Here is a 10,785-nt window from a genome sequence, read left to right as displayed (position 1 = left end):
TTGAGGATCGAGCGGGCGATCACGAAGGCGGCCAACAGGCCGATGACCATGGCGACGGCCGACACCGTCAGGGAGATCATTCCCTGGGTGTCAACGAAGGAATCGGTTGCGTCCCGGACCTCGGCCATCTTGGCCAGCTGGATTTCGCGGGTCTTGCTGGCCAGGTCGCCGAACTCGCCGGCGATGCGGGCGTTCTCGACCCCGACCAGATTGTGCAGCGCCTTGAACACTTCGACCTGGCGAGCGAAGGTGTCCCGGTAGGTGCGGATGGCGCCAACAAGCTTGAGCAGTTCCGCCTTGTCGGCGGGGTGGGTTTCGGCCTGAGCGGCAGTCTCGAGTGCAGCCATCGCGTCGTTGATCAGCTTGTTGGCGGTGTCGGCATCCTTCTGCTCTTCACGCCCCTGGAAGCGCAGGACGGCGAGCCGGGCCTGCACGAAGCGGTCCTGGCTTGCGGACACCACCACCAGCGTGTCGAAGTCGCGCTCCTTGGTCTTGGCCTCGTTCAGGGCGGCGAACATGGCCGAGGTGTCGCGGCCGAGCACGTCGGTGCCTTCGCGCACCAGCTTCTCGCGCTCCTCGCGCAGCGGCACGACCTTGTTGAAGTTGGCCATGTAGGCCTCGAACATGCCGAGCATGGTCTCGACCTTGGCCTTCTGGTCGGGGAAGGCGGTGCGGGCGATGAAGTCCTGCATGTCCTTGCGCAGCGAGGTCTCAAGCGCGCGGATGCGGGCGACCTGCTGGGGCGAGCCGTTGGCCTCGTAGAGCACGACGTTGCGGCGCAGGCCGACCACGTCGCGTTCCACCTGCTGGACGACGGAGGTCAGGTTGGCGGTGCGCCCCATGCGCGCGACGCTGTCCCCGGTGTTGTTGAAGCCGAGGAAGGCCAGGACGGCGACGACGGCGAGGAGGACGAGAACGGCGATGAAACCGCCCCAGATGCGGCCCTTGACGGTCAAACCGGAAGTTTTCGCGGACATGATTTTCCCCCCTGATCAGGCGGCGACGCCGGTGGCGTGACTCGCCAGGTCCAGGTCGAACAGATGGTGGAGGTCGAGCAGGGCGACCATTCGCCCATCGACGGTGACGAGGCCGGTGAGGAACGAGGCGTGCTCGTTGCGCTCCAGTTCCGGCACCGGCTGGATATCGGCCGAGGACACCGTGATGATGTCGGCGACGGCATCGACCAGGATGCCGATCACCCGGTCGCTGACTGCCACCACGATGATGACGTGGCGGGCCGAAGCCTCGGTCAGGCGCCCCTCGAAGCGGGCGCGCAAGTCGAAGATCGGGATGATGGCCCCCCGAAGGTTGATCACCCCGCGCAGGTAGGTGGGCGTGTTGGGCAGTTCGGTGGTGGCGGTCCAGCCCTTGATCTCGCGGATCGCCATGATGTCGACGCCGTATTCCTCGTCGCCGATGGTGAACGAGATGAACTGCTGGACGCCGTCGGTTCCGGCCGGGCTCTGCATCCTGCCCCCCCCTTAAGCTGTTTGGTGGGGGAAATCTACCACTGTGGTCGTTCCGCCGTGAATGCTAACTTGTGAATGGCCCGCCGGCCTTTTCTACTGAGCTGCCATGGCGGCCTCCGCCGCCAGGCCTGCCATGTGCCGCAGCGCGCTGACATCAAGGATCAGGGCGACGCGGCCGTCGCCCAGAATGGTGGCGGCCGAGATGCCCTCGACCGGGCGGTAGTTGGAATCCAGCGACTTGATGACCACCTGCTGCTGCCCCAGAAGCTCGTCCACCAGCAGGCCGATGCGGTCGCCGCCCTCGGTCTCGACCACCACCACCAGGCCGCGGGTGACGTCGGTGATGGCACCCCTGATGCCGAAGATGCCGTGCAGCGGCAGCAGCCGGATGTACTGGCCGCGCAAGGTCAGCACGTCGCCGACATCGACCAGGCTGCGGGCCTGCTGGGCGGTGGGGCGGAAGGATTCGACGATGTTGGTGAGCGGCAGCACGTAGCGTTCGTTGCCCACCGCCACCAGCATGCCGTCCATCACTGCCAGGGTGAGCGGCAGCGACAGGATGAAGCGCGAGCCGGCGCCCGGTGTCGACTGCACCACCACGCGGCCGCCCACGTCCTGGATGTTCTTGCGCACCACGTCCATGCCGACGCCGCGTCCCGACACGTCCGAGACCTCGGCGGCGGTGGAGAATCCGGGAGCGAAGATCAGCATGTCGATCTGCTCGTCGGTGAGTTGCTGGCCGCGCTCCACCAGGCCCTTCTCGATGGCCTTCTCCAGCACCCGGGCGCGGTTGATGCCGCGGCCGTCGTCGGTGATCTCGATGATGATGCGGCCCGAGCGGTGCTCGGCCCCCAGGTGGATGGTGCCCTCGGCCGGCTTGCCCACCGCCATGCGCTCTTCCGGCGTCTCGATGCCGTGGTCCAGCGCGTTGCGGATCAGGTGGGTCATGGGGTCGGAGAGCTGCTCGATGACGGTCTTGTCGACCTCGGTGTTCTCGCCGCTCATCACCAGCTTGGCCTGCTTGGCCAGCTTCGACGAAAGGTCGCGGACCAGGCGAGGGGCCTTCGAGAACAGCGCCTTGACCGGCTGGGCGCGGATGGCCATCACGCTTTCCTGCAGCTCGCGGGTGTGGTGCGACAGCTCCTGCAGGCCCTGGATCAGCTCGGGATGGGATTCGACGGTGAAGCCGCTGGCCTGTTGGCCCAGCATGGCCTGGGTGATGACCAGCTCGCCCACCATGTTGACCAGCCGGTCGATCTTGTCGAGATCGACGCGGATCGAAGCTGTGTGCACGCCGGTCCCGCCGCCGGCCGCCTGCTGCGCCGCCGTCGGCGCCGTGGCGGGCTTGGGCGCGGCGGCCTGCGGGGCGGCTGACGGAGCGGCCGCGGGGGCGGGCTCGAACAGGCCCCAGCCGTCGCCCTCCTCGCCGCCCGAGGGGGGGGCGGGGGCGGCCGCCGGAGCGGCCTCGAACAGACCCCAGCCTTCGCCTTCCTCGCCCGCCGGTTCGATGCCGACGTCGGCGCTGTCGCCGGCGACGAACTCGAACACCTCGTCGATGGCGGCGCGGCCCTTGTCGGTGACCAGGGTGAAGGTCCAGGACAAGTACGATTCGGCCGGGTCCATGTCGCCCAAGGCGGGAAGGTGGGCGGTGTCGGCCTGGATGGTCAGCGTGCCCAGGGTCTCCAGCTCGCGGATCATCAGCAACGGGTCGTTGCCGGTGCGCAGCATGCCGGGCCGCGGCGTGAAGACGATGCGCCAGACCGCGTGGGTGACCGGCGCCGCCGCCGGCGCGGCCGGCTTGGCGGCAGCGGGCTTGGCGGCCACGGGCGCGCCGCCGCCGATCAGCGCATTGAGGTGGGCCAGCACGTCCGAGCCGTGGTCGGCCTCGAGCGTGCTGCCGTCCTGGGCGGCGCGGACGAAATCGCCCAGCACGTCGGTGCCGCGCACCAGGATGTCGGCCACCTGCGGCGACAGCTCGGCGCGGCCCGAGCGCAGGGCGTCCAGCGCGGTCTCGAAGACATGGGCGAAGTGGACCAGGTCGTCGAAGGCGAAGGCGCCGGCGCCGCCCTTGATGGAATGGACGCAGCGGAACACCGCGTTGAGGTCGTCGTCGCCGGCCATGCCGTCCTGCAGCCGGGCAATGGTCTCCTCGGCGGTGGCCAGCAGCTCGGCGCATTCCTCGAAGTAGGTCGCCTTGAACTGCGACAGATCATAGCCCTGGTCGTCGGTCATCTCGCCCTCATTCCCGCTTGGGGTGACTGTCCTACGGGCACACCTTTGCGACGATTTGCAGCAGCTTGTCGGGGCTGAACGGCTTGACGATCCACCCCGTGGCGCCGGCGGCGCGGCCCTCGTCCTTCTTGGACTGGTCGCTCTCGGTGGTCAGGATCAGGATCGGCGTGCCGGCATGGGTGGGCAGGCCGCGCACCTTGCGCACCAGCGTGATGCCGTCCATCTCGGGCATGTTGACGTCGGTGATGATGACGTCGACCTTCTGGCCCTGCAGCACCTTCAGCGCGGCGACGCCGTGCTCGGCCTCGACCACGGTGTAGCCGGCCCCGCGCAGGGTGAACGACACCATGTCGCGCATGGTCTTGGAATCATCGACGGCGAGAACGCACTTGCCCATGTCTTTCCCCTGTCAGGCGGTAATCATACGGTTGAGGTCGTTGGCGAGGCCAAGGTGGCGGAAGGCGGTGATCAGCGGTTCCGACGGCGCCTCCAGCTCGAGGCGGCGCGAGGCCGCCTTGAGCGCCTGGGCGCCGGCCAGAAGGACCTGGATGGCGGCGGTGGAGGCCCGCTCGACCCCGGCTCCGCCCACCGCGATCTCGGCCGCGGTGTCGCGCGAGGCAAGATCCAGCAGAAGGTCGCGAAGCTCGGACGCGACCGGCAGGTCAAGAACCGCGGGTAGGTCGATCACCAGTCGCCCGTTATCGTCGTTGATCTTCATGCGGGGGCTCAACATTCCCTGTGGACCAGCCGCGTATAATACGGCAAATTCCAGCCCGGGGTAAGTGCCGAAGAAAAAGTTCATCGGATGCCGACGACGATCACACAGGCGGGACCGTGGAACATGACCGTCTTCGCCTATGGCGAGGACGACATTGACAACCCGTTTGCCGCCTATTCACAGGACGACGTCTCCCGTCTGCCGTTCGGTGCCACCGAACTGGACCGTGACGGCAAGGTGGTGTCGCACCAAGACACCGAGCCGGATGACGGCAGCGGTAGGCGCGGCTCCATCGTCGGCCGCGATTTCTTCGGCGAACTGGCCCGTTGGCCGGTGGTGGCGGACGGCTTCCGCGCGGGCGTCGCCGAGGGCAATCTGAACCTGGTGTTCGACTGCGCCGTGCCGCGCCTGACCTACAAGCTGCGTGTGCACCTGAAGATCAGCCCGATCCTGGGGACCTACTGGGTCTTCGTGAAGAAGTTGAAGCGGCAATAGGGGGCGGGTCGCCCCGCCCCTTCGCCGTCAAGCCCGGATCTTATGGAAGTCGGGCTCAGTTCGCCGACACTCGGCCGCCCTTGCGGGTCAGGTCGAACAGCTGGCGCAGCATCGGGCCTTCCAGCGCGCCCGAAAGCACCCGCGCGGTCTTGCCGTCCTTGTCGGCGACCACGAAGGTGGGCGTGGACGAGATGTCGAGCGCGTGCGCCAGCTCTACGTTCTTGCGCAACTGCTTTTCGATCTCGGGCGCCATCATCTCTTTCTTCAGCTGCTCGACGTTGGCCCCGGCCTCGCCGGCCAGGCGGTAGATGGCCTTGTCGTCGAGCTTGCCGCGGAACTTCATGAAGGCGCGGTGGACCTCGTCGTACTTGCCCTGCTTGCGGGCGGCGAGGGCGACGCGGGCGGCGGTGACCGAATCCTCGGACAGGATCGGCATGTCCTTGAACACCACCTTGACGCGGCCGTCGGCCTTGGCGGCCTCGATCATCGGGTCGAGCACGGTCTTGCAGTAGGGGCAGTTGTAGTCGAAGAACTCGACCAGCATGACGTCGCCCTTGACGTTGCCGAACACCGGGTCGTCGGGGGAGGCGAACAGCTCGTCCTTGCGCGCCTCGACCGCCTTCTTGGCGTCGGTCTCGGCCTTGGCCCGCATCTTCTCGCGCAGGGCCTCGATGGCCTCGCCGATGACCTCGGGGTGCTCCATCAAGTAGTCGCGGACGATCTTGCGGACCGCCTCGGTCTGCTTGGCGTTGAAGGTCTGGTCCTCCTGGGCGGCGGCGGGCGCCGAGGCCAGGGTGGTCGAGGCCAGCGCGGCCGTGGCCAGCAGGGCGGCGGCGAAAGACTTGCGGAACATCGGGTCGGCAACTCCTGGAAAGCGGGGCGCGGGCATATTGGCGGAACCGCCCCGGGCCGACAAGGCCGGTGTTAGCTCCGCCGCTTTTTCTCGTCCGCCGCCTGGGACGCGCGCTCCTTGATGTCCTGGATGCGCAGCCAGGTGGCTCCGGTCTTGGGCAGCAGGCGCTCGGCCTTGCCGGCGTGGAAGGCGGCGTCGGTCGGGCGGTTCTCCAGCAGCGCCTGCTCGGCCATGGCGAAGGCGGCCATGCCCTCGTCGCCGGAACGGCCATGGGCGATGGCCAGCAGGCGCCAGCCGGTGACGCTGGTGTCGTCCTGGCGGAGCGCGGTGTTCAGGTGCCTGACCGCGTCGTCCAGCAAGGCGAGGTCGTCCTCCTGCTCGACCAGCACCTGGGCCAGCTGGATGTGCATCAGGGGATTGTCGGGCAACAGGGCGGCGGACTTGCGGTAGGGCTCGATCGCCTCGCGGCCGCGGCCGGTCTCGAACAGCATCTGGCCCTTGAGCTCGTGGAAATAGGGGTCGTCGGGGCGCTGGGCGATCAGGCCGTCGATGAGCGGCAGCGCGGCGTCGAGATCGGGCTTGCGGTAGGCGGCGATGGCGCGGGCGTAGCGGGCCTCGATGGCCGGGTCGTTGTCGCGGTAGCGCTGGAAGGTGCGCGACGGCGGCTCCAGGAAGGCGAACAGCTTGGCCCGCATGCGCCGGTGCATCTCGATGAATTCCGGCCGGGGCGGGGCGGCGCTGAACTGCGAGCGGGCGACGTGGTCACGCACGAAATTGACGCGGTCGCGGGTCAGCGGGTGGGTGCGGACATAGGGGTCCTGGCGGGCCACCACCAGCAGTTCCTGGTCGCCCAGGATGTCGAAGAACTCGGCCAAGCCTCGCGCCGACTGCCCGGTGGCGTCCAGGTACTTCACCGCGGCCTGGTCGGCCGAGGATTCCTCGGCCCGGGTGTGGGTCAGGATGTCGCGCACCGCCAGTTGCTGGCCGCCCATGGCGATGGCGGTGCCGATGTCGCCGCGGCCGGTGGCGGCGCCCACCGCGGCCCCCAGCAGCATGCCCACCAGCGCCTCGGTCGAGGCGTTGCCCATGGCGTCCTGGATGCGGGCCAGGTGGCCGCCGGCGATGTGGCCGGTCTCGTGGGCGATGACGCCGATCAGCTGCTCGGGAGTCTCGGACCGGATGATCAGGCCGGTATGGACGAACAGGTTCTGGCCGCCGGCGACGAAGGCGTTCAGCGAGTTGTCGACGATCAGGTGCAGGCGCACCGCGTCGGGGGTGAGACCGGCGGCCTGGAAGAGTGGCGTCGCATAGGCGCGGATGGTATTTTCCACCTCCGCATCGCGGATGAAGCTGCGCTTGCCGCGCTGCTGCGCGACGGCGTCGCCGACCGGCGCCGCAACCAGGGTCAGGCTCACGAGAGCGAAAAGGAAGACACGCTTGAACACCAGGTCCACTCCGTCGTTTCGCCGCGCCGCCACTCTCGCCCTGACGCTGGCCGCCGCCTCTGCCCTGGGCGCCTGCGGCGAGACCAAGCCGGTCGGCAGCGTCGGCTACGTCAAGGGCTTCGGCGGCATCGCCGTCGCCGACGAGCCCCGGGCCGCCACCGTTGCCCGCGACGTGCTGTCGGCCGGCGGGTCCGCCGCCGATGCCGCCGTGGCGATGTATTTCACGATGGCGGTGACCATGCCGTCAACCGCCAGTCTCGGCGGCGGCGGTACCTGTGTAGTCCATGATCGTGACAAGAAAAAGACCGAGGTGGTGGAATTCATCGCGCCGCCCTCGGCCGCCCAGGGCCGCATGGCCACCGCGGTGCCGGCCAACGTGCGCGGTTTCTATGCGCTGCACGCCAAATACGGCCGGCTCCGGTGGGAAAGCCTGCTGGGCGAGGCGGAACGGCTGGCCCGCTTCGGCGTGCCGGTGTCGCGTGCCTTTGCCGCCGACCTCGCCCGCGCCGGCCAGGCGTTGGCGGCCGACCCGGCGGCGCGCGCCGTCTTCCTGCCCGGCAACAAGGTGCCGGTCGAGGGCCAGGTGCTGGAACAGCACGACTTGGCCGCGGTGATCTCGCGCGTCCGCCGTGCCCCCGGCGAATTCTACGTCGGCGTCGCGGCGCGCGACTTCGCCGCGGCGGCGACCCGTGCAGGCGCCACCCTGACGCCTGAGGATCTGCGCGACCTCAAACCGCTCTACCGCGACGCCCTGACCGTCAAGGTCGGCGACGAGGTGGCGCATTTCGCGCCGCCACCGGCGGTGGAGGGCGCGGTGGCGGCACAGATCGTCGCCGCTTTGGCCGATCGCTGGAGCCGCGCCGGCGCCGACGAGCGTCCGCATCTGCTGGCCGAGGCCGCCGCCCGCGCCTTCGCCGACCGCCGCAACTGGATGCAGCCGCACGGCTGGCCCAACGAGCGCGCCGGCAACCTGGTGGCCAAGGAACGGGTGGCGGCGCTGATGGCCGGACTCGACAGCGGCCGCCACGCCCCGGTCCAGGCCGACAAGCCGACCGAGGCGCTGCCGGCGGCCAGTCTGGTGGCGCTCGATTCCTATGGCGGCGCGGTGGCCTGCAACGTCACCGCCTATGGCCTGTTCGGCGCCGGCAAGGTCGCCCCCGGCACCGGCGTGGTGTTGGCCGCCGCCCCCGGCCCGGCCGGTCCGCCGGCGCTGGGTCCGGTGCTGGTGGTCAATCATAATTCCAACGAGGTGCGCCTGGGCGCCGCCGCCAGCGGCGGCGTCACCGCGCCGACCGCCCTGGCCCAGGCGGTGCTGTCCACCCATGTCGAGGGCCGCAAGCTGGAGGAGGCGCTGGCCAGCCCGCGCGTCCACCATTCCGGCCAGCCCGATTTCGTGGCGGTGGAAAGTGGCGAGTTCGCCGCCGACCCGGCGCCGCTGGCGGCGCGCGGCCACGAGGTCAAGACCACCCAGATGCCGTCCCGCGTCAACGCCTTCGCCTGCGGTTCCGGCCGCGCCAGTTTCACCAACTGCCGCGCCGCCTCGGACCCGCGCGGCTTCGGCATGGCGACGGTGGTGGGCAAGGATTAGGGACACGTGTTCAAGGTCGCCGCCCGGGGCGCCATCGCCCCGTTCATCGTCATGGACGTGCTGCGCGAGGCCAACCGGCTGCAGGCGGCCGGTGCGGACGTGGTTCATCTCGAGGTCGGACAGCCCTCGGGCCAGGCGCCGTCGCGGGTGCTGGCGACGGCCCAGGCGGCGCTGGCCGGGCATCCCCTGGGCTATACCGAGGCTCTGGGTCTGCCGGACCTGCGCGCCCGCATCGCCGGCCATTACCGCGACGTCTACGGGGTTTCGCTGGATCCCGGCCGGGTGGTGGTGACCACCGGTTCGTCGGCCGGCTTCCTGCTCGCCTTCCTGGCCGCCTTCGAGGTCGGCGACCGGGTGGCGGTGGCGGCTCCGGGCTATCCCGCCTACCGCAACATCCTCAAGGCCCTCGGCATCGAATGCGTGACGGTGCCGGTGGGCCCGGCCTCGCGCTGGCAACTGGACGCGGCGGCGCTGGAGAATGTGGAGGGCCGCCTGGACGGGGTGGTGGTGGCCAGCCCTTCCAACCCCACCGGCTCCATGCTGTCGGCGGCGCAGGTGGCCGAGCTGGCGGCATGGTGCGAGGGCAGGGGAGTGCGGCTGGTGGCCGACGAGATCTACCACGGCATCCATTACGGCACGCCCGCCGCCACCGTTGCCGGGGCGGATGGCCATGCGGTGATCGTCAACAGCTTCTCGAAATACTACGCCATGACCGGCTGGCGGCTGGGCTGGATGGTGGTGCCGCCCGACCTGCTGCGCGCCGTCGAATGCCTGCAGCAGAACCTGTTCATCTCGGCGCCCACCCTGTCGCAGATCGCCGCCGGCGCGGTGTTCGACTGCACCGACGAGCTGGACGCCCGGGTGGCCACTTACCGGATCAATCGCGACATCCTGCTCGACGGCCTGCCGCGGGCCGGCTTCGACCGGCTGGCGCCGTCGGACGGGGCGTTCTACCTCTACGCCGACATCGCGGCGCTGACCGAGGACAGTCCCGAATTCTGCCGCCGCATGCTGGCCGAGGCGGGGGTGGCGGCGACCCCGGGGATCGACTTCGATCCCGACCGGGGCCACCGCACCATGCGCTTCTCGTTCGCCGGCACGCCGGAGCAGATGACGGAGGCGGTCACCCGCCTGAGGGCGTGGCGCAAATAGCCGCCGGTGGTATGATCGCCGCCGTCACGAGGAGAGACGCATGGCCTTCGCGGTGAAGTCCTGCCTGGATGTGGTGATCTGGCTGACCGACCGGGCGCTCAACGACCGGGAATACCTGCAGCCGCAGAAGCTGCACCGGCTGCTGTTCCTGGCCCAGGCCTATTATTCGGTGGCCTATCCCGGGCGCAAGCTGATGCCCGCCACCTTCGTGGTCGATGCCCTCGGCCCGGTGGAGCCCACCGTCTTCCACGCCTTCGCCTATGGCCGCCCGCCCATGCTGGAGGGCAACACCCTGAACGACCAGGTGGTCGCCTTCCTGGACGGCATCTGGCGCCGCTTCGGCAATTTCAGCGCCGATTCGCTGACCCGCAAGCTGGCCGAGCATCCGGCGGTGGCCGCTGCCATGGCCAAGGGTCCCAACGAGGAAATCCCGCTCGACGCCATGATCAAGTTCTACGCCGGTGAGGCCGCCGCCCGCCACGGCATGCCCAACGCCGCCGATGTGGCGCGGCCCAGGGTGATGCGCTCGCAGACCGGCCGGCCGGTTGCGGTCAAGGCCTGGGCGCCGAAGGCGCTGAAGCCGGGCAAGGAGTAGGGGGGATCAGCAGCCTGTGGAAAACGCCTGTTTGGCGTCCTCATACCCATTGCCGTCATGCCCGGACTTGATCCACGGCTGTCCGGTTTAAATTTCGGCTGGCAATTGCCCCCCTCGCCCGCTTGCGGGAGAGGGGGACGAGCGCCAGCGAGCCGGGGTGAGGGCGGCGCGCGTCGGCGCGCCCAAGACCTGGAGAAACCAGCGCTTTCGCTGTCGCGAAGCGCACCTCGCGGCGCGC

Annotated in this window: 11 protein-coding genes; 4 read left to right on the top strand and 7 right to left on the bottom strand. The window is 69.4% G+C overall.

The features are described 5' to 3' along the window. From MTBUT4_RS18480 to MTBUT4_RS18460, 5 genes are all read right to left on the bottom strand, one after another. On the bottom strand, positions 1-977 hold a 977-nt coding region (locus MTBUT4_RS18480), incomplete at its 3' end, for a methyl-accepting chemotaxis protein (RefSeq protein ID WP_173981184.1). Positions 978-992: 15 nt separating this feature from the next. Then, on the bottom strand, positions 993-1,469 hold the full coding sequence (locus tag MTBUT4_RS18475; RefSeq protein WP_173981183.1) for a chemotaxis protein CheW: 477 nt from the start codon (positions 1,467-1,469) through the stop codon (positions 993-995). A 93-nt stretch (positions 1,470-1,562) separates the two neighbouring features. Next, positions 1,563-3,701 carry a chemotaxis protein CheA gene (locus MTBUT4_RS18470; RefSeq protein WP_173981182.1) on the bottom strand — a complete coding sequence of 713 codons (2,139 nt, stop codon included), beginning with the start codon at positions 3,699-3,701 and terminating at the stop codon, positions 1,563-1,565. 31 nt (positions 3,702-3,732) lie between these two features. Next, positions 3,733-4,098 carry a response regulator gene (locus MTBUT4_RS18465; RefSeq protein ID WP_173981181.1) on the bottom strand — a complete coding sequence of 122 codons (366 nt, stop codon included), beginning with the start codon at positions 4,096-4,098 and terminating at the stop codon, positions 3,733-3,735. Positions 4,099-4,110: 12 nt separating this feature from the next. After that, positions 4,111-4,419: an STAS domain-containing protein gene (locus MTBUT4_RS18460; RefSeq protein ID WP_173981180.1), complete on the bottom strand. Its 309-nt coding sequence runs from the start codon at positions 4,417-4,419 to the stop codon at positions 4,111-4,113. A gap of 87 nt (positions 4,420-4,506) precedes the next feature. On the opposite strand from MTBUT4_RS18460, the gene MTBUT4_RS18455 reads away from it, so the two are divergent. Beyond that, the gene (locus MTBUT4_RS18455) at positions 4,507-4,914 is read left to right on the top strand and encodes a hypothetical protein (protein ID WP_173981179.1); all 408 of its coding nucleotides are present in this window, start codon (positions 4,507-4,509) and stop codon (positions 4,912-4,914) included. A 55-nt stretch (positions 4,915-4,969) separates the two neighbouring features. On the opposite strand, the gene MTBUT4_RS18450 is transcribed toward MTBUT4_RS18455, so the two are convergent. Then, positions 4,970-5,767 (bottom strand): DsbA family protein, encoded by a 798-nt coding sequence (locus tag MTBUT4_RS18450; RefSeq protein WP_173981178.1) that lies wholly within the window; start codon positions 5,765-5,767, stop codon positions 4,970-4,972. 71 nt (positions 5,768-5,838) lie between these two features. Beyond that, a complete protein-coding gene (locus MTBUT4_RS18445; protein ID WP_173981177.1) occupies positions 5,839-7,212 on the bottom strand; it encodes a M48 family metalloprotease in 1,374 nt (457 codons plus the stop codon). Here MTBUT4_RS18445 and MTBUT4_RS18440 point away from each other — a divergent pair. The 3 genes from MTBUT4_RS18440 to MTBUT4_RS18430 are packed head-to-tail and all read left to right on the top strand — an operon-like array spanning position 7,205 to position 10,547. Continuing rightward, complete coding sequence (locus tag MTBUT4_RS18440) at positions 7,205-8,800, top strand: gamma-glutamyltransferase (protein ID WP_254434930.1); 1,596 nt, start codon at positions 7,205-7,207, stop codon at positions 8,798-8,800. The two genes, MTBUT4_RS18445 and MTBUT4_RS18440, sit on opposite strands and share 8 nt — an antisense overlap. A 51-nt stretch (positions 8,801-8,851) precedes the next feature. Beyond that, positions 8,852-9,952 carry a pyridoxal phosphate-dependent aminotransferase gene (locus MTBUT4_RS18435; protein ID WP_173981187.1) on the top strand — a complete coding sequence of 367 codons (1,101 nt, stop codon included), beginning with the start codon at positions 8,852-8,854 and terminating at the stop codon, positions 9,950-9,952. A 40-nt stretch (positions 9,953-9,992) separates the two neighbouring features. Next, complete coding sequence (locus tag MTBUT4_RS18430; protein WP_173981175.1) at positions 9,993-10,547, top strand: type II toxin-antitoxin system antitoxin SocA domain-containing protein; 555 nt, start codon at positions 9,993-9,995, stop codon at positions 10,545-10,547. The last annotated feature ends 238 nt before the right edge of the window (positions 10,548-10,785 follow it).

Origin of the sequence: Magnetospirillum sp. UT-4, from assembly GCF_902729435.1 — a bacterium.
Taxonomy (GTDB): Bacteria; Pseudomonadota; Alphaproteobacteria; order Rhodospirillales; family Magnetospirillaceae; genus Magnetospirillum.
Note: the sequence above shows the minus strand (reverse complement) of the source record. Positions and strands in the feature narration are given on the sequence as shown.

What these genes read in the sequence shown, in the direction of transcription:
- MTBUT4_RS18450 (WP_173981178.1), bottom strand. Translation starts at nt 5,767, where the DNA reads ATGTTCCGCAAGTCTTTCGCCGCCGCCCTGCTGGCCACGGCCGCGCTG.
- MTBUT4_RS18465 (WP_173981181.1), bottom strand. Translation starts at nt 4,098, where the DNA reads ATGGGCAAGTGCGTTCTCGCCGTCGATGATTCCAAGACCATGCGCGAC.
- MTBUT4_RS18460 (WP_173981180.1), bottom strand. Translation starts at nt 4,419, where the DNA reads ATGAAGATCAACGACGATAACGGGCGACTGGTGATCGACCTACCCGCG.
- MTBUT4_RS18455 (WP_173981179.1), top strand. Translation starts at nt 4,507, where the DNA reads ATGCCGACGACGATCACACAGGCGGGACCGTGGAACATGACCGTCTTC.
- MTBUT4_RS18435 (WP_173981187.1), top strand. Translation starts at nt 8,852, where the DNA reads ATGGACGTGCTGCGCGAGGCCAACCGGCTGCAGGCGGCCGGTGCGGAC.
- MTBUT4_RS18430 (WP_173981175.1), top strand. Translation starts at nt 9,993, where the DNA reads ATGGCCTTCGCGGTGAAGTCCTGCCTGGATGTGGTGATCTGGCTGACC.
- MTBUT4_RS18475 (WP_173981183.1), bottom strand. Translation starts at nt 1,469, where the DNA reads ATGCAGAGCCCGGCCGGAACCGACGGCGTCCAGCAGTTCATCTCGTTC.
- MTBUT4_RS18470 (WP_173981182.1), bottom strand. Translation starts at nt 3,701, where the DNA reads ATGACCGACGACCAGGGCTATGATCTGTCGCAGTTCAAGGCGACCTAC.